15 protein-coding genes, 1 tRNA gene and 3 pseudogenes are annotated in these 16,669 nt (G+C 68.2%); 5 read left to right on the top strand and 14 right to left on the bottom strand.

Going from position 1 to position 16,669, the window contains the following annotated elements; all coding sequences use genetic code 11:
- The 6 genes and pseudogenes from H0X00_RS02770 to H0X00_RS23610 form a co-directional block, all read right to left on the bottom strand.
- Window positions 1–391 (bottom strand): annotated as a pseudogene (locus H0X00_RS02770) (hypothetical protein); the annotation flags it as partial.
- Window positions 392–610: 219 nt separating this feature from the next.
- Entirely contained in the window at window positions 611–772 is a 162-nt protein-coding gene (locus H0X00_RS02765; protein ID WP_293767175.1) for a hypothetical protein, read from the bottom strand.
- 142 nt (window positions 773–914) lie between these two features.
- Window positions 915–1,415 carry a hemerythrin domain-containing protein gene (locus H0X00_RS02760; protein ID WP_293767174.1) on the bottom strand — a complete coding sequence of 167 codons (501 nt, stop codon included), beginning with the start codon at window positions 1,413–1,415 and terminating at the stop codon, window positions 915–917.
- 82 nt (window positions 1,416–1,497) lie between these two features.
- The gene (locus tag H0X00_RS02755; RefSeq protein WP_293767173.1) at window positions 1,498–2,442 is read right to left on the bottom strand and encodes a TIGR03557 family F420-dependent LLM class oxidoreductase; all 945 of its coding nucleotides are present in this window, start codon (window positions 2,440–2,442) and stop codon (window positions 1,498–1,500) included.
- Window positions 2,443–2,479: 37 nt separating this feature from the next.
- Window positions 2,480–4,873: a glycosyl hydrolase family 65 protein gene (locus tag H0X00_RS02750; RefSeq protein ID WP_293767172.1), complete on the bottom strand. Its 2,394-nt coding sequence runs from the start codon at window positions 4,871–4,873 to the stop codon at window positions 2,480–2,482.
- Window positions 4,870–5,608, bottom strand: a pseudogene (locus H0X00_RS23610) (HAD family hydrolase). The gene H0X00_RS02750 and the pseudogene H0X00_RS23610 overlap by 4 nt, the downstream one beginning before the upstream one ends.
- 60 nt (window positions 5,609–5,668) lie before the next feature.
- Between H0X00_RS23610 and H0X00_RS02735 the strand changes: the two are divergent.
- Window positions 5,669–6,025: a hypothetical protein gene (locus tag H0X00_RS02735; RefSeq protein WP_293767168.1), complete on the top strand. Its 357-nt coding sequence runs from the start codon at window positions 5,669–5,671 to the stop codon at window positions 6,023–6,025.
- On the opposite strand, the gene H0X00_RS02730 is transcribed toward H0X00_RS02735, so the two are convergent.
- The 6 genes and pseudogenes from H0X00_RS02730 to H0X00_RS23605 all read right to left on the bottom strand — a co-directional run.
- The gene (locus H0X00_RS02730) at window positions 6,022–6,741 is read right to left on the bottom strand and encodes a hypothetical protein (protein WP_293767167.1); all 720 of its coding nucleotides are present in this window, start codon (window positions 6,739–6,741) and stop codon (window positions 6,022–6,024) included. The two genes, H0X00_RS02735 and H0X00_RS02730, sit on opposite strands and share 4 nt — an antisense overlap.
- Before the next feature lie 49 nt (window positions 6,742–6,790).
- A complete protein-coding gene (locus H0X00_RS02725) occupies window positions 6,791–7,933 on the bottom strand; it encodes a zinc-binding dehydrogenase (RefSeq protein ID WP_293767166.1) in 1,143 nt (380 codons plus the stop codon).
- A 55-nt stretch (window positions 7,934–7,988) separates the two neighbouring features.
- On the bottom strand, window positions 7,989–8,699 hold the full coding sequence (locus H0X00_RS02720; RefSeq protein ID WP_293767165.1) for an LPXTG cell wall anchor domain-containing protein: 711 nt from the start codon (window positions 8,697–8,699) through the stop codon (window positions 7,989–7,991).
- Window positions 8,700–8,999: 300 nt separating this feature from the next.
- Window positions 9,000–10,235, bottom strand: coding sequence for a hypothetical protein (locus H0X00_RS02715; protein WP_293767164.1), 1,236 nt, complete (start codon window positions 10,233–10,235; stop codon window positions 9,000–9,002).
- Between the two features lie 180 nt (window positions 10,236–10,415).
- Window positions 10,416–10,550: transfer RNA gene (locus H0X00_RS02710), tRNA-OTHER, on the bottom strand.
- A 186-nt stretch (window positions 10,551–10,736) separates the two neighbouring features.
- Window positions 10,737–10,862, bottom strand: a pseudogene (locus tag H0X00_RS23605) (NADP-dependent oxidoreductase); the annotation flags it as partial.
- 27 nt (window positions 10,863–10,889) lie between these two features.
- Between H0X00_RS23605 and H0X00_RS02705 the strand changes: the two are divergent.
- Window positions 10,890–11,492, top strand: coding sequence for a winged helix-turn-helix transcriptional regulator (locus tag H0X00_RS02705; protein ID WP_367186402.1), 603 nt, complete (start codon window positions 10,890–10,892; stop codon window positions 11,490–11,492).
- A gap of 254 nt (window positions 11,493–11,746) precedes the next feature.
- Here the strand turns inward: H0X00_RS02705 and H0X00_RS02700 are convergent, their stop codons facing one another.
- The gene (locus H0X00_RS02700; RefSeq protein ID WP_293767162.1) at window positions 11,747–12,694 is read right to left on the bottom strand and encodes an aminoglycoside phosphotransferase family protein; all 948 of its coding nucleotides are present in this window, start codon (window positions 12,692–12,694) and stop codon (window positions 11,747–11,749) included.
- Between the two features lie 663 nt (window positions 12,695–13,357).
- Here H0X00_RS02700 and H0X00_RS02695 point away from each other — a divergent pair.
- Genes H0X00_RS02695 through H0X00_RS02685 form a run of 3 tightly spaced genes read left to right on the top strand, consistent with a single transcriptional unit; the run spans window position 13,358 to window position 15,574 of the window.
- Window positions 13,358–14,092 carry a hypothetical protein gene (locus H0X00_RS02695; RefSeq protein WP_293767161.1) on the top strand — a complete coding sequence of 245 codons (735 nt, stop codon included), beginning with the start codon at window positions 13,358–13,360 and terminating at the stop codon, window positions 14,090–14,092.
- 40 nt (window positions 14,093–14,132) lie between these two features.
- On the top strand, window positions 14,133–14,873 hold the full coding sequence (locus H0X00_RS02690; RefSeq protein WP_293767160.1) for an SDR family oxidoreductase: 741 nt from the start codon (window positions 14,133–14,135) through the stop codon (window positions 14,871–14,873).
- 41 nt (window positions 14,874–14,914) lie between these two features.
- The gene (locus tag H0X00_RS02685; protein WP_293767159.1) at window positions 14,915–15,574 is read left to right on the top strand and encodes a TetR/AcrR family transcriptional regulator; all 660 of its coding nucleotides are present in this window, start codon (window positions 14,915–14,917) and stop codon (window positions 15,572–15,574) included.
- A 23-nt stretch (window positions 15,575–15,597) separates the two neighbouring features.
- On the opposite strand, the gene H0X00_RS02680 is transcribed toward H0X00_RS02685, so the two are convergent.
- Window positions 15,598–16,560 carry a hypothetical protein gene (locus H0X00_RS02680; protein ID WP_293767158.1) on the bottom strand — a complete coding sequence of 321 codons (963 nt, stop codon included), beginning with the start codon at window positions 16,558–16,560 and terminating at the stop codon, window positions 15,598–15,600.
- Window positions 16,561–16,669: the final 109 nt, after the last annotated feature.

Genomic DNA, 16,669 nt, shown 5'->3' with positions numbered 1-16,669 from the left:
CACCGTCGGCGACGCCGAGCGCCCCGGAGACCGCCTGTGCAGCGCCGGTCACGGAGGTCCCGGCCACGGCGGTTACCTCGTCGCCCACGTCGTCGACGCGGTCCAGGACGGCACCGCGAACGCTCTCGACCCGTCCGACGACGGCGTCAAGCCGTCCGCCGACGGCGTCCAGACGGTCGGTCGCCCGGTCGACCACGGTCATCGCGCGGGTCCCCGCGAGGCTGATGGCGTCGCTGCCCGCGTCGCCGGCCTGGGACAGGGCGTCCGTCGCCGCCGCGGTCAGGGCGTTGAAAAGGGTGCCGGTCAGAGCGGGCACGTCGCTGATCTGCGGCACGTCGGTGAGGTCGGGAAGATCGATGCCGTACGCGGCCAGAAGCTCTTGCAGTTCCATGAAACCCCCCAGGTGAGATTCGGTATGGCCACCGCGTGAGCGGATCTCGGATCGACGAGTCCGCCCTGCCTGCCCTGCAGGGTCCGCGGCTGAGCTTTTGCTCATCGCCGCTACACATCCGACCAGTTCGCGCACCGGCGAATCAGCCGCCGAATGGTTGAGGACAACCCGGACTAACGGAGGAATCGACTCGAATGAGACGCGCCGCCTGACGCTGCGTCAGGCGGCAGGCCCGTTCGCGCGGGCCTGCCGGACCGCGTCGAGGGCGTGCTGCAGGTCGGCGATCCACTCGGCGTTGTGCCTGCCGACCAGGCGCACCGACCAGGCCAGCGCGTTCGAACGGGAGCGCGCGATGCCGGCCGCGACCAGGGTGTCGAGCACCTGGCGCGCGGGGGCGCAGCCGGGCCTGGGCCTCGCGGCGGGGGCGTCCTCCCCGGCGACGTCCAGGGCGGGGATCTCGCGGTGGGGGCAGCGGTAGTTCGGGTGGTCTGACCTAACCGGTCGGGTAGCTTTCTGACGTAGGTCAGCTCAGGATCGCGTCGACAGCTTTCTTCAGCGCGCTGGGCTGGGACGGCCGCCGCGGGGCGGTCGGGCGCATCTCCAGCATCCGCTGGCCGATCTCCTGAAGCTGCTTGCGGCCGAGGGCATCCCGAACCTTCGGGAACCAGACGTCCTCTTCCTCCTTGATGTGGTGCCGGACGTTCTCGGCCAGGACCATCATCTTCGCCGCGAAGCGCTCGTCCTCGGGTGACATCGCGTCGAGCTCCATGCAGAGAACGTCCGCGACGTGGTGCTCCTCGTAGGACTCGAGGATGTCGTCCTCGATGCCAGGCACCAGCTCGCGCACCACCGGATACACGCACTCGTTCTCCAGGTAGGTGTGCGTGGTCAGCATCGCGATGATCTGTTCGGCGAGCTTCGCCTTGGTCGCGTAGGCGTCGCCCCCGGCATTCTCGAACTCGGTGAACAGACGCTTGACGTCCTGGTGGTCCTCACGCAGCAGCACAATGGCATCGGTCGACATCGCAGCCTCCTCGGGCGAGTGGTGTTGCTGCTTCGCTGCCCGCTGCACCGGGCCGCGAACGCGAACGCGAACGCGAACAACGTCACAGCAGCGGTAGGACCTCGTCCGCGATGAACCGGATCGCGCCGGCCTGCTCCGAGCCCATCTGCGCGATGTAGATCTCGTCGAAGCCGGCGTCGATGTACTTGCGGATGTTCTCGGCCGCGTGCTGCGGGTCCGGGCCGCAGGCGACCTTCTCCGCGAGCTTGTCCGGAGTGTTCGCCTCGCCGATGGACTCGAAGGTGTGCCACATCGGCACGTCCTGCGAGGCCTGGCCACCGAGACCGGAGTGGCTCCACAACCGGAATGCGGTTTCCTTGGCCTCCGCCTCGGTCGGCGCCCAGCAGATCTTCACGCCGGCCTGGGTGACGCCGTCGTTCTTACGCTTGAACTGTTTGAGGCCATCGGCGTCGGGCGAGACCGACATCCACCCGTCCCCGATCCGCGCCGCCACCTCCGTGGCCTCCGGTCCGAAGCCGGAGATGAGCACCGGAATCTGCTCGTCGGGCAGGCTGAAGATGCGGGCGTTGTGCACGGTGTAGTACTTGCCCTGGTGGGTGACCACCTCGCCGGTCCACAGCTTGCGCATCACCTCGATGGCCTCCTCGAGGCGTTCGAGCCGGACCGACACCGGCGGCCAGGCCTCGCCGAGGATGTGCTCATTGAGCGCCTCACCGGAGCCCACGCCGAACCGGAACCGGCCGGGCGCGAGGACGGCGGTGGTCGCCGCCGCCTGGGCCATGATCGCCGGGTGGATGCGGAAGGTCGGGCAGGTGACCGCGGTGGTCAGCTGCAGCTCGGTGGTGGTCGCCAGCGATCCGAGCACGGACCAGACGAAGGGGCTCTGGCCCTGGCTCTCCTGCCACGGGTGGTAGTGATCGGAGAGCCACGCATGGGTGAAGCCGGCTGCGGCCGCCGCCTGGCCCGCGTCCACCATCTCACGCGGACCGAGCTCTTCACCGGAGAGGAAATATCCGAAGGTCGTCATGGGCGCCAGCTACCCGGGATGAACCGGCCATGAGCGGTCAGGATGCGGTGTTCTCCGTCACCGGGCACTGCGGCGCGGCCGCGCCCACGCGTCGCGTCGGCGCCCGGCCCGGCGGCTGCTCCGGCGGTGGCAGCTGCCGCCGCTCCGGCAATGGCTTCGACGCCGAGGTCTTCGGCTCCAGCGTGAACTCCTCGCCGTGGTGCGCGAGCGTCAGGGCGACCTGGCCCGACTCCAGCGTGTAGGTCGCCTCGCCGTCGGCGATCGCGACCTGCAGCCGCGCGCCCTGGTGCACCAGCGCGAAACCCAGGCCGGTCAGCCCCCTGGGCAGCTGCGGGGCGAAACGCAGGCTCCGGCCGTGGTCGCGCAGCCCGCCGAAGCCGGCCACCAGCGCGATCCAGGTCCCGGCCATGGCCGCCAGGTGCAGCCCGTTGGCGGTGTTCGAGGCGAGGTCGCGCAGGTCGACCAGGGCGGACTCGGCGGTGTAGTCCAGGGCCAGGTCAAGGTGCCCGACCTCGGCCGCCAGCACGGCCTGGGTCGCCGCGGACAGGGAGGAGTCGCGCACGGTGCGGCGCTCGTAGTACTCGAAGTTGGACCGCTTCTGTTCCGGGGTGAACTCGTCTCCGCACAGGTGCATGGCCAGCACCAGGTCGGCCTGCTTGAGCACCTGGGTGCGGTAGAGCTGGACGTAGGGCACGGAGAGCATCAGCGGGTAGGCGTCCGGGCCGAGGCCGTCGAAGTCGAACTCGGCGTGCCGGGTGAACGCCTCGGCCTGCGGGTGCACGCCGAGCTGGTCGTCCCAGGGCACCGTCATCAGGTCGGCGGCGGAGCTCCAGGCCGCGATCTCGTCGTCGCCGACGTTCAGCGCCGCCGCCTGCTCGGGCCAGTGCCCGCAGGCGCGGACCGCGGCCCGCAGATTCTGGCGGGCCGTCAGATTCGTATAGACGTTGTTGTCCGCGACGGCGCTGTACTCGTCCGGGCCGGTGACGCCGTCGATCCGGAACCCGTCCTTCGCGTCGTGGTGGCCCAGGCTGACCCACAGCCGCGCGGTCTCCACCAGTAAGGGGACGGCGACCTCGCGATCGAACTGCTCGTCCCCGCTCGCCCAGGCCTGCCGGTCCGCCGCCATCGCGATGGCGGAGTTGATGTGGAAGGCCGCCGTGCCGGCCGGCCAGTAGGCCGAGCACTCCGCACCGGTGATGGTCCGCCACGGGAAGGCCGCCCCGCGCAGGCCTAGCACCTGGGCGCGTTCCTGCGCCATCGGCAACGTGTCCAGGCGCCAGCGCAAGGCGTCGGCGGCGGCGTGCGGCACGGTGTAGGTGAGCATCGGCAGCACGAACACCTCGGTGTCCCAGAAGGTGTGCCCGTCGTAGCCGGTGCCGGTCAGGCCCTTGGCCGCGATCGGGCGGCGCTCGGCCCGCGCAGAGGCCTGCAGAATCTGGAACAGCGCGAACCGGACGGCCTGCTGCAGTTCCTCATCGCCGTCGACCTGCACGTCGGCCCCGGCCCAGAACTCTGCCAGCGCCGTGGCCTGTTGTGCGCACAACGCGTCCCAGCCGTGATGGCGGGCCGCCGTGAGTGCGGCCGCGACCTGGTCGCGGACGGCGGGCACGGTGCGCCGGGAGGACCAGCCGTAGGCCAGGTACTTGGTCAGGCAGACCGACTCCCCGGGTTCGAGCTCGGTGGTGACGGTGATCCGGGCGAGGTCGGGGAACGCCTCCACCTTGGTGCTCAGATCGTCCGGGCCCTCGACCTCGTGGTCGATGCCGCTGCCGACCCGCAGCCCACTGCGCTTGGTGCTGTGAACGAGGGTGACGGCCATCTCCGACCGCAGCAGGTCCTCGGGCACGAAAGGCGCCTCCAGGTCTGCGGCGGCGCGGGGGTCCTCCGAGGCCGGCGGCAGTTGTTCGTTGGCGACCAGTTCGGACTGCAGCACGACCTGCACGGTTCGGTCCACCGGCTCGACGCTGAGCCGGACCGCCGCGATCGCGCGCTGGGTCAGCGAGACCAGCCGTTCGCTGCGCAACCGGATCGCGGCGCCACTGGGCGCGCACCATTCCGCTTCCCGGGTCAGGATGCCGGTGCGCAGGTCCAGCGTCCGGGTGTGGGAGTGCAGGTCGCCGTAGCGGATGTCGAAGGGCTCGTCATCGACGAGGATGCGGATCAACTTGCCGTTGGGCACGTTGACCACGGACTGCCCGGACTCCGGGTAGCCGTAGCCGGCCTCGGCGTAGGGCAGTCGACGCTGCTCGTGCACGGAGTTGAGGTAGGTGCCCGGTAGGCCGTGCGGCTCGCCTTCGTCAAGGTTGCCGCGCAGGCCTAGGTGGCCGTTCGACAACGCGAACAGCGACTCCGCCGCGGCCAGCAGGTCCAGATCCAGCCGGGTCTCGCGCACGCACCACGGATCGACCGGATAGGCGTCCTGCCGGATCATTGGATCAGCTCACTGAGGTCGGTGACCACCACGTCCGCACCGTGCGCGCGCAACTGATCCGCCTGCCCCACCCGGTCCACCCCGATCACCGTGGCGAACCCACCGGCCCGTCCTGCCTCCACTCCGGACAGGGCGTCCTCGAACACCGCCGCTGCCTCCGGTGCGACGCCGACCTCGTCCGCCCCGGCAAGGAACGTGTCCGGAGCGGGTTTGCCCTTGAGGTCCCGGTCCCGGGCAATGACGCCATCCACCCGGGCGTCGAACATCCCGTTCAGCCCGGCCGCGTCGAGCACCTGCACGGCGTTGGCGCTGGAGGTCACCACCACGGCGTAGAGGCCCGCCGAGCGAACCTCGTGCAGGTAGGACACCGAGCCCGGGTAGACGTCGATGCCCCGCTCGCGGATCAGCTCTTGAATCAGATCGTTCTTGCGGTTGCTCAGCCCCAGAGCGTGCGGGCGTCGGGCGGGTCGCTTTCCTCGCCCGTCACGAGCTCGAGGTTGCGGGCGGCGAGGAAGTCGTGGGTGCCGGCCAGGCGCGGCTTGCCGTCGACGTAGTCCTGGTAGTCAGCAGGGCTGAAGGTCGGCTGATCCGGGGCTGCTTGCGCCAGGTACTCGTCGAACATCTGCTTCCAGGCCCGGCGTGCAGCACCGCGGTCCTGGTCAGCACACCGTCGAGGTCGAACAGGCAGGCCCGGGTGCCGGCAGGCAGGCCGAGGCGGGCGGCGGCATCGGTCACGGGATCGGACTACCCGCCACCCCGTCGGGTAGTCGAGAGCCGTATCGAGAGGAGATCCCCATGTCCGAACGCCCCGTTCGCGATCAGCACGGCAACCCGCTGCCCGGGACCGACGAACCCCTGGAACTTCGAGACGATCAGGTCGACGAGGGCCTGGCCGCCCTGCCCGGTTGGGAGCGAGCCGGCGTCGTGCTCAAGCGCGCCATTCCGGTCCCCCGCGACAGCCGGGACGCCCTCGAGGAGGGCGTCCGCAACGTCGTCGAGGACGAGTCCCGGCTCGAGGTTCAGATCGTGGACGACGAGTTCACGATCATTCTCGGCAACGGCCCGGGTGCTCTGGTCCCGGCCGACCTGGAGACGGCCGCCCGGATCGACACCGTGCTCAGTGGGTCAGGCACCGACCACGGCACGACCTAAGCCCTGACCCCCGCGGCCACATAGACGGAGTTGGTCGCTTCGCGATCCTGCAGCGGGTTCGGGAAGTGGACCAACACCCCTTCCACGTGGGCGAAGACCTGTGCCAGGAGCGCAGTGAATTCCTCGCCCGGCGGGTCGTTCGACCACAACGAGAAGCAGCCGCCCGGGCGTAGGTGGGCGGCGAGCTTCTGCAAGCCGGGCACCGTGTAGAACGGCGCGTGACTCGGGTGCAGGTGGTGCACCGGGGAGTGGTCGATGTCGACCACAACGGCGTCGAAGCGCCGCCCTTGATCGCGCGGGTCCAGGCCCGAGCCGGCGGCGAGGGCGAAGAAGTCGCCCTGCACCAGGGTGCAGCGCGGATCGGCCGCGAGGCGTTCGCCGGCGGGGATCAGTCCGAGTTCGTGCCACTCGATCACCTCGCCGAGGGCTTCGATCACCACCAGTGAGCGCACCCGCGGATCGTCCAGCACGGCCAGGGCGGTGAAGCCGAGCCCGAGGCCGCCGACCAGGACGTCGAGGTCCTCGCCGGGCAGCCGCGCCAGGGCAAGACGGGCCACCTCAATCTCGGCCACCGTGTACAGGCTCGACATCAGGAAGTCATCGTCGAGCTTGACCTCGAAGACGTCCACTCCGGCCCGCGGATCGAGGCGACGGCGCAGGCTGATCACGCCCATCGGGGTCTCGCGGTAATCCAGCTCCTGAAAGCGAGCGCTCACGTGGCCTCCCCCGCGTCGGTCCGCGAACCCTACGCGCCCGACGCCTCGGTCACGGGGCGACGAGAATCTTGGCCTCTTCCTCCGCCTTGCCCAGCACGTCGAACGCCCCGGGCACGCCGTCGAGATCGACCGTGCTGGTGATGAGCGGCGTCGGGTCGACCTTGCCCTCGGCCAACAGATGCAGGGTGTCGTGGAACTCGCCGGGGTCGTAGGCGAAGACGAACTGCAGGCCGATCTCCTTGATGAGCGCCACGACCGGAACGATGGCGTCGCGTTCCATGCAGACCCCGACGACGATCACACGGGTGTACAGCGGCGCCGACTGCACGATGTGATCGATGATGCCCGGCACTCCGACACACTCGAAGACGACCGGACCGCGCGGGGTCTTGCCCGCCGCCTCGGCCGCCCGCAGCACCTTGTGCCACGGCAGGAACGGCACCGCACGCAGTTTCTCGATCGAGCCGACCGCGAAGTCCAGGAGCTTTCCGGCGTCGGTGAAGTACTTCTTGCTGTGCTCGAACGAGGTCCACGGGGACTCCGCCCCGGGATCGACCACGACGTGAGCACCGCAGCGCATGGCGAGGCCGCGCCGGAGCGCGGAGTAGTCGCTGGCGATGATGTGTCGCACGCCGCGGGCCCGCAGCATCAGGATGACCGCCAGCCCGATCGGGCCACAGCCCACGACAACGGCGGTCTCGCCCTTGCCGATCTTGCTGCGGCGCACGGCGTGGTACGCGACTGCCAAGGGCTCGGTCAGGGCGGCGCTCTCCGGGGCGAGGCCGTTGGGCACCGGGAAGGTGAGAGCCTCATCGACCAGCACCCGCTCGGCATACGCGCCGGGAGCGGCCTCGGACAGGCCGAGGAACTCCGGGCGTCCGCCCATCCGCACGATCGGCAACGCCACGACGGCGTCGCCCTCCGCGACCCGATGCTTCGTGCCCGGGCCCAACTCTCGGACACGGCCGCTGAACTCGTGACCCATCACGACGGCCTGCGAGACGCGCATCAAGTTGGTGAAACCGATCGCGGCCGCAGCATCGGCGAGAGTGTCGGCCTGGAACCGCGCGTGCAGGTCGGACCCGCAGATCCCGGCGCGAACGACGTCGAGAACGAGATGCCCCTTGGCCGGCCTCGGCTCGGGCACGTCCTCGACGCGCAACTCGGAGTTTCGGCAGACGACAGCTCTCATGGTTGCGACGCTATCCACCGGCGCAAGTAGGTACCAGACGAGCCTTCGCGTCCGCTCAGTCGCGCGCCACGTACCGTGCTGCCGCGCCGGAGGCGACCATCGCGAACCCGAGCATGGCGAGGACCGAATTGTCGGAACCGGTGGCAGGCAATCCGCCTGTCGCCGCGGTCCGTGGACCGACGACCTCCATCTTCTCCGGGGCCACGGCGCGCTCCTCGACGATTCGGTCCTCGATCACGATGCCGCCCACCGCCGTGGCGACGCCCGAGTCTGCGGACCTCTCCGCCATGCCATCGACCGTCATCTGGGCCTCCGGTTCCGGGGCCTCCACCGGCTGCGCGTCCTCGGTCGGCACGCCGACAACGGTCGTCAGGTCCGTGCCGGTCACGGACTCGGCGGGATCGGCGGGATCGGCGGGATCGGCGCTGTCTACCACCGCCGCCGACGGGATGTCGCATTCCCTCAGCTCGGGGTGCAGCAGGTCGAACACGCGCATGATCGACGGTTCGGCGCCGCGGAGCGAGTCATCGCTGCGCATCGCGTTCACGAGGACAGTGCGCACCTTCGAGGCCGCGCTGTCGCAGGCCGAGCCGTCGACGGCCAGGACGGGAATCGCGGGCGGCATCTCTGCCGGGTCCTGACAGTCGTGCGAAGCAGGATCACTGCGCTCTGCCGCCCCTGCCGTTGCCGTGGCACTTGCCAACGCAGATGTCGACATCGCCGCAACCAGCAGAACGCGGTGGGTGCGGCCGGTTAACGTCTTCATTTCGCCTCCGAGAGATCCGACGCCGAGCGCCGCGGTACACAACAGAACGGTTGTGGACATCTCCGCCGCATTCGAAACCGACTTGTACTCACAATCGGTTGGGATTAACCCGTTCGGCTCCGCGACATGACCGAGCGTGTTCTGACAACCCGTCAGAGTTTCCTGCCACCTTTCCCTCGACGTCAGGATGTCGAAGTGTGGCGATCCTCAAGAACGACTGCTGGGACAGTTCGACCCATCGATCATCGCGCGCGCCGGCCCTCCGTCCTCGGGAGAAGTCTCAGCGGACGTTGCGGCGGCTCACCGTTGGAAGGCCTGGACCCGCTGGCCCGGCGAGACCGGGAAACCGGTGAGGCCGCACCAGAAGTTGTCCTTGACCTTGCTCTTGGCGAAGACGTACTCGACCTTCACCGTCTCGCTGTACCCACTGGTGGCCGCGCCGGTGAAGGAGCCGCCGGGAACGGGACTGAAACCGAAGCCCCGCTCGTAGGTGTAGGCCCGGTCCGACACCGTGGCCGTGCGAAGGCCGCCGACCTGCTTGGACTTGGCGCACGTCCACAGCGGAAGGGTGGAAGGGATAGGCGGCTTGGACGCGCCGGTGGTACCCAACGGGTCGGTGGTGAACTGCCGGTACCGGTACTGGCCGATCTTGTTGCCGTTGCACTCGCTGGCGATGACCGCGTGCGCCATCTCGACCTGGTACTCCACATGGGCGGGCGCCTTCTTGGTGCCCTTCTGGTCGAAGAAGTCCGCCTCGAAGGTCGACCCACGCGTGCGGGAGCCGTTGGCCTTGAAGCTGCCGCCGCTGCCTTCATAGCTGATACCGGTGCTGACCTCGCTCTGCGCTCCCCGCTCGTAACTCACCTTTGCCGTCACCCCCTTGCGGGCAAGGGCTGTGGCCACCGTGGTCCAAGCCTCCTTGACGGCGATCTTTCGGTTCACGCAACCCGACGGCAGACCTGGATAGGGGCGCGGCTTGTCCTCGCACCCCTCCGTGTCCCCGCAGGGGTGCGGCCCGTCATCGTCGAGCGCGATGTTCATGGAGTTGCGCGGCAGTGCCGCGACCAACTGCGCCGGGTCGACGGCCTCGACGGTCGGCCGCAGCCACCCCAGCGCACCGCCGGGGACTGCCTGCGTCAGGTACGTGCGCACCTGGCCCTCGTGCGCGAAGTCGACCTGCAGGTCCAGCCCGTCGCGGTCGATCAGCGTGGCCAAGGTCGGGGTCAGCGCCGAACGCAGCGTGTAGGCGCCCGTGGAGTCCGCGACCGCGCGCGCGACGGGAACGGTCCGGAACGTCCCGCCGATCGGCATCGCCTTCACGGTCTCGTTCGACGGCCAGGCCGAGAGCAGCACCTCCGCGCCGGACAGCGCCGCGCCGGCCTCATCGGTCAGGTAACCGTGCAGGACGACCGGGCTGCTGAGCTTAGAACTGTCCGGCAACGCAAGGGCCTCGGCGACCGCCTCGGCGGAGCCCAGCGGTCCCATGGCGGCCACCAGGACCGCGATTCCTGCCAGCTGCGCACCGATGCGTCGCACGGGACCTCCCCGAGGTTCGATACGTCCGGAATTGGCCCGATCCTCGCGGGGCGACGACCTCAGGTCAATGCGGGTCCCAGGTCGGCACAGGCACGAACCAGGATCTCGGCAGCAGGCCGATCTGGCTGAGCTGCGATCAGGCGACGTCATACAGACCCGGGTGGGCCCGTGGCGGGCCTGTGGTGGGCCGTCGGGGGATCGAACCCCGAACCCGCGGATTAAAAGTCCGCCTGAGGGGGGTCCACGACAGTACGCCGAAGTACATCGGGGCAGGTCAGGATGGGTACCCGTACTTCAGCCTACGGCTACGGACCCCCACGATCGGCACCAACTGGCCACCAAACTGGCACCATGATGGATCGTCAGAAATACCAGGGGCCGACGGACCGGGCGCAGGTTGCGCTGAACACGGCCGTCACCGTCCGTCACAATTAGGCCGGGGCATCGTCACGCGATCGCAAGTTTCGTGCGCGACGTTCGCGCCCGTCCGCCGTTGGTCCCCTTGGCGAGCTGAATGGCGATCGTGCCCACCCCGCCCGAGCCGGCGTGGATGAGCACCTTCTGGCCGGGTTGCACCCGGGCCCGCTCGACCAGGGCCTGCCAGGCCGTGAGTCCGACCAGCGGGATGTCCTCGGCGAGCGCTGGGCCCTGCTGGTGATCCGCGAGCTGCTGCTCGGCCCCAAGCGCTTCAAGCATCTGCTCACCGCGCTGCCGGCCGCCGGCACCAACCGGCTGACCGACCGGCTGCACGGGCTGGAGGAGGCAGGGATCATCCGCAGGACCGTGCTGCCGCCGCCGGCCGGTGTGGCCGCGTACGAACTCACATCGGCCGGGGAACGACTGCGCGAGCCGTTGTTGGCCCTGGGGCTGTGGGGGCTCGACCTCGCGCCGGACGACCGCATCGATCCGGGCACCGCCCGGGCGGAGCTGATCGCCCTGTGCCTCACCGGGACCCAGGCCGCGCCGCTGGACCCGAGCCGCCGCGACACCTTTGAGTTCCAGATCGGCGAGGAGGTGTTCCATCTCCGATTGCAGGGCAGCTCGTTCCTGGCCCGATCGGGGCCGGCCCCCGAGGACGCCACCCTGCACGTCAGCTGCGATCTGCCCACCTTCGTTGCCCTCGCCCTGCGCCAACTGAGTCCCACCCAAGCTCTCAAGAGCGGGCTTGTGACGATCCTGCAGGGGAACCGCTCGGCGCTCACCGAGGTCTTCCGGGCGTTGGGCTATACACCAACGCCCGGAAGCGCCCACGAGTGATCACGCGTTGACGTCGACGACGATTCTGCCGCGCACTGTTCCGCTCAGGATCTGACGGGCCACCGTCGTGGCCTGATCGAGTCGAGGAAGCTGGTGACCTGCGCGGCGACGGAATCCGGGTGCTGCTGATGCGGGGCGTGCCCGGCTTGCGGGTAGATGGCCAGTTGCGCGTCGGCGACGGACATCTGGTGCAGGCCTACCTGGGCCCGACCGGCACCGTCTGTGAGTGGTCGTCAGATTCCGGACACGTACTTTCAGGATCCGGTCTCCAGGAGGTTGAGGACGTCGAGGTCGTCGATGGCCGTGCTTATACGGCGGACGAGTTCAATGCTGAGTTCGCGGGGTTGCATGTCGGGCTGCATGGGTGGGCGGTTGAGGACGAACATCCAGGCGGCCAGCGGATACATCAAGCCGCTCCGGTAGGCGTCGAACGCCTTGTCGAAAGGTGGTGGTTCTCCACCGTGCACGCGGAGGCGGTCCAGGTAGAACGCGATCAGATCACGTTCCCAGGTGCGGCGGCTCTCGATGGTCAGGCAGGCCGCGAGAAGGTAGGACACGTCGAAGGTCCAGCTACCCACGCAACAGATCTGCCAGTCCAGCACGCCGATTCGACCGGTGTCGGTGCGATAGAAGTTGCCCAGGTGGCAGTCACCGTGCAGGACGGTCGGCGGCCCCGATGCGGCGAAGTCGAGCGAGCGCCACAGAGCGGGCATGATGTCGTTCTTGGCCGCGGCGACCCGGGGCGGCACGAGGTCGCCGTACTTGGCGATTCCGGACACGGTGGTTCGGCCGAGGAGCAGGAAGCGGTCGAAGTCCGTGACGAAGCTCTTCGGGGTCTTGCTCTCCTTGAGCCAGCGCAGATCGCCCGAGAACCGGTGACTGTTCCAGAATCTCCCATGGCAGGTAGCGAGAAGCGTCAGCACATCCTCGATCTCGCCGCGTTGTAGGGGCTGGTCCGCCTGGCAGAATTCGGCGGCCTTAGTCGCTACGACGTCCTCCAGCACGAGCGCGTGCCGGCAGCTCTTACGGTCGTAGTTGGCGAAGTAGCACCGTGGTGACTCGATGTCGAGTTCCGGGCGGAGCTTCGTCATGAACTCGACTTCGCTGGCGGCGAGATCGAGTAGGGCGAGCACCGCCCGGGTCTTCAGGGTGCCCGACGACTTGAGGAAGACGTTCCCGGGCAGACCGGCGGCGCTCCCCACCGCGTTGTAGGTGGGGTCTGCCGCACAGCGAGTGGTGGTACCTCCGGTCGCTCGGGAGAATCCGACGGACTCGACTCGGGCACCGGGAGTGTCCCGACACGCGCGTTGGTCAACCACTCCGGTGTGATCGCCTTCGGCCCGGCCGGCACCTCATCCACCGATCGCGCTTTGGGCCGCCGGATCCGGTCCACCAGCATCGTCGCGCTGACGTATCCGATCCGGCCGACTACCGTCCTGACGGAGCGGTGTCCGGCATCACGCGTCGCCTCGACCATTCGCTCGCTTCGCGTGGACCTCACCCCCTGCCACGACTTCCGCGCCCCCTTGTCGAGCTCGATGCCGAGCCGTCTGGCAGTTCGTCCACCGGGGCCACACGCGACCTGGATCCGTTGCATCCGGTCCGGGCCCTCAACGCGCGGTGAGTAGTCGAGCTACCGACCGCACCCGTCGCCCAGTGCACCACGCCATAGGTCATGTTGCCGGGATCCTCCCAGCAAGCACATACTCGCTGGTCGCGAACGCTAGCCACTCCACGGCAGGCTCGTCAACGACAACCACAAGGCGTTATACTGGCTCGATCCTAAGCGTGTAGTTGCTCGTTAGAGGTTGCGCGGTGTCGACGGGTTTGCGCTGACCTCACCCGAGTTGAGCGGAGCCGATCCCATGGACACGAGAATGCTGCGCTGGTGCGCCGCGAGCGGCCCGGTGTGTGTGGCCGTCTTCCTACTCGGCTTCTTCGTGATCGCCGGGTTCGTCCCACCCCCCTCCCCTCGTGACGACATGAGCGAACTCCGCGAGCTGTTCTATGGCGACGTGACCACCGTCCGGATCGGGCTGATCCTGGCGGTGGTCGCAGCCGCGTTCATCGTGCCGTGGGTCGGCGCGATCTCGACGGAGATGAAACGTCTCGAGGGCGCGGACTCACCGCTCGCCTTCACTCAGCTCGCCACGGGCGCATTACTCTTCCCGCTGTTCGCGCTACCGCCGATCATCTGGCAGGCGATCGCCTACCGGACCGACACCAGCGACGAGATCCTTCGGATGATGAACGACCTCGCTTGGCTGATGTTCGTCGCCGTTACCTGGACTGCGGTCCTGCAGGCGCTGACGATTGGCATCGTCATCCTCCGCAACAGCGACCAGATGTCGGTCTTCCCCCGGTGGGTCGGCTACCTGAACCTGTGGGTCGCGCTCATGTTCATCCCCGGCACCTTGGCGCCGCTGGTCAAGAGCGGCCCGCTGGCGTGGAACGGCATCCTCACCTGGTGGATCCCGGTGGTGACGTTCGTGGCCTGGATGCTGATCATGTCCGCGCTGATGATCCGCAACCGGCCCGTCTCACCGCAGATGCCGACTGACCGGGAGCTGGCGCCGTCCCTGGCCCATGGACAGTTCTGAACTCACAAGAGGAGACAGCAGCATGCCATCCGTAAGCAACGTGCTCGTTACCGGTGGTGCGAGCGGCATAGGCGCAGCAACTGCGCGACTTGCCGCAGCCGCCGGAGCCGCCGTCGTCATCGCCGACGTGAATGTCGCCGGCGGCAAAGCCCTGGCCGCCGAACTCGGCGACAACGCGACCTTCGTTGAGCTCGATGTCTGCGACGACGCGGCCTGGGCAAGCGGAGTCGCGCAAGCCCGGCAGTTCCTTGGCGAGATTGACGGACTCGTCAACGCCGCCGGCGTCGTCGCACTGACGCCCATCATCGGCACTCCCGTCGAGCAGTTTCTGCGAGTGGTCGCGGTGAACCAGACAGGCACCTACCTCGGCCTGCGCGCGGTCGCGCCCGTCATGGCTGCGGCGGGTGGGGGAAGGATCGTGAACGTGGCGTCGGTAGAGGGGCACCGTGGCACCCCCGGTCTTGCCGCCTACGCAGCGAGCAAGGCGGCAGTTCTCAGCTTGACGCAGTGCGCAGCCCTGGAGCTGGCGACCACCGGCATCCGGGTCAACAGCGTCAGCCCGGGCATGGTGGACACGCCTATGCTGTCGGGAATCGACTTCGCCGCGCTGGGGATCGACCTGCACGCGATCGCGGCGGCGAAGGTCCCGCTCGCGCGAATGGCTGATCCGGCCGAGATCGCCAAGGTGATCGCGTTCTTGCTCAGTGACGGTGCGTCATACATGTCGGGCGCCGATGTCGTGGTCGACGGCGCGTGGACCGCCGGGCTCCCGATGGTCTGAGCGGCCAACCCGCGCGCCGCCCGCACCTCTACTCTGGGCGAATGCCAAAGACCCCCGCCCAGCCGGGTGCCAAGCGCGTGCGTCGGTCTCCGGAGACGGTCCGCGGTCTGCTGCTGGACGCGGCGGTTGACGTCTTTGCCCGCCGCGGCTACGCCGGCACGACGACTCGGGAGATCGCCCTGCGGGCGGAGGTGTCCGAAGGTCTGCTGTTCCGCCATTTTGGAACCAAGGCGGTGCTCTTCGAAGAAGCGGTGGTGCGGCCCTTCGCACGCTATCTCGACGACTACGTGGATCGATGGATCGCCGCGCCGGCGGCCTCCATCGCCGTCGTCGAGCTCACGGCCGAGTACATCGGTGGCCTGTACGACTTGCTACGGGACCGTCGCGAGGTGGTCTTGGCCCTGTTGGCCGCCAACGAACATGAGGCCGAACTTGACGGTGTGGTCACCGACGCCATTGCTACGTCGCTGAAAAGGGTCGAGGCGTTAACGACCAGAGAGGCCACGGCGCGTGGCTACTCCATGATGGACCCTCACTTGGCCTCACGAACCTTCTTCGCCACAGTCATGGGCATGGCGGTGCTGGACCGGTGGTACGACCGGCCCGGTGAGCCGCGACCCTCGCGGGACGCCATCGTTACCGAGATGACGACGATGTTGGTGTACGGGCTGGAGAACCGCGGGAGCGGAGAGAGGTCCTGACCGCCTTCCCGTCGTAGCGCCCTTCAGGCCACCGGCTCCACCGGTTCCTGCTCGAGTTCCGCAACGTGCTCGAGGTCGAAGGGGTTGCGCTCCAATACGAGGTGCAGGACCCCCATGAAGACGACGATCCCCAGACCGATGGTCATGAAGCCGAGCGCCTGAGTGAGCAACCACCCATAGGTGCCGTTGACTGCAATGAACGCAGGCATCGCGATGAACCCGTACACACCCATCATGGCCATGGGCGCGATCATGAACATCAGCAGAGCGCGCCAGCCCTGGAGCAGGTGCCGGTACCGGTAGGCGAGCGAAGCGGTCAGGATGGCCCCGATCGAGTTGCACGGAATCCACCACCACGGCAGCACGTGCAACAGCACCAGCGGTTGGTTGCCGTAGTAGTGGTAGGCCTTGAGCAGCAACAGCCATTCCTCGTTGACGACGTTCGCGATCGCGCCCCCCAGCAGGCCGAACCACAGCATCTTGGTTTTCGGGTTCGTCAGCAGCAACTTGTAGAACGCGTACGGCACGAACCCGTAGGACAGCCACGACAGGAAGATGAACACCCCCATGTCCCGCCCCATCACGGTGAAGATGGTGAGGTGCTGGTCGGCGGTCATGTAGACGCCGCCGAGAACGTCGACAAAGACCTCGGGGATCACATACGCAAGCGCGGCCGCACCGACACAAAGGGGCAGGATCGACTTCGTCTTGAGGTAGTCCCGAATGCCGAGACCGATCAGAATGAGGTCAGCGACGGCGACGAGCGCTAGCGAAACGAACGTGCCGGCTCGCCACCACTCAAGGTCCCTCGGGGGTGCCGGGATCTTGAAGGCCGGATCGATACGCATATCGCTGCTGCCGACCGTGACACCGCCTCGGACCCAGGTGATGGCGAGCGCGATCGTGACGAAAGCCACCACCGCCAGCAGGAGCCGCTTCTTGCTCCAGGACGACAGCGCGGACGTTGAGTCGAGGTCAGAGGCCATCCCAGGATTTTAGCGAGTAACCACTCCTATGGAAAGGAGTGGTTACTCCTATGTGCTAGCCGGCTGGGGCTGGCCGTTGAGTTTGCGCATGTGGTCGAACGTCTCGAGC

The sequence above is a fragment of the Sporichthya sp. genome, assembly GCF_013815995.1.
In the GTDB taxonomy this organism is placed as follows: Bacteria; Actinomycetota; Actinomycetes; order Sporichthyales; family Sporichthyaceae; genus Sporichthya.
Note: the sequence above shows the minus strand (reverse complement) of the source record. Positions and strands in the feature narration are given on the sequence as shown.

What these genes read in the sequence shown, in the direction of transcription:
- H0X00_RS02760 (WP_293767174.1), bottom strand. Translation starts at nt 1,415, where the DNA reads ATGTCGACCGATGCCATTGTGCTGCTGCGTGAGGACCACCAGGACGTC.
- H0X00_RS02755 (WP_293767173.1), bottom strand. Translation starts at nt 2,442, where the DNA reads ATGACGACCTTCGGATATTTCCTCTCCGGTGAAGAGCTCGGTCCGCGT.
- H0X00_RS02750 (WP_293767172.1), bottom strand. Translation starts at nt 4,873, where the DNA reads ATGATCCGGCAGGACGCCTATCCGGTCGATCCGTGGTGCGTGCGCGAG.
- H0X00_RS02735 (WP_293767168.1), top strand. Translation starts at nt 5,669, where the DNA reads ATGTCCGAACGCCCCGTTCGCGATCAGCACGGCAACCCGCTGCCCGGG.
- H0X00_RS02725 (WP_293767166.1), bottom strand. Translation starts at nt 7,933, where the DNA reads ATGAGAGCTGTCGTCTGCCGAAACTCCGAGTTGCGCGTCGAGGACGTG.
- H0X00_RS02720 (WP_293767165.1), bottom strand. Translation starts at nt 8,699, where the DNA reads ATGAAGACGTTAACCGGCCGCACCCACCGCGTTCTGCTGGTTGCGGCG.
- H0X00_RS02695 (WP_293767161.1), top strand. Translation starts at nt 13,358, where the DNA reads ATGGACACGAGAATGCTGCGCTGGTGCGCCGCGAGCGGCCCGGTGTGT.
- H0X00_RS02685 (WP_293767159.1), top strand. Translation starts at nt 14,915, where the DNA reads ATGCCAAAGACCCCCGCCCAGCCGGGTGCCAAGCGCGTGCGTCGGTCT.
- H0X00_RS02680 (WP_293767158.1), bottom strand. Translation starts at nt 16,560, where the DNA reads ATGGCCTCTGACCTCGACTCAACGTCCGCGCTGTCGTCCTGGAGCAAG.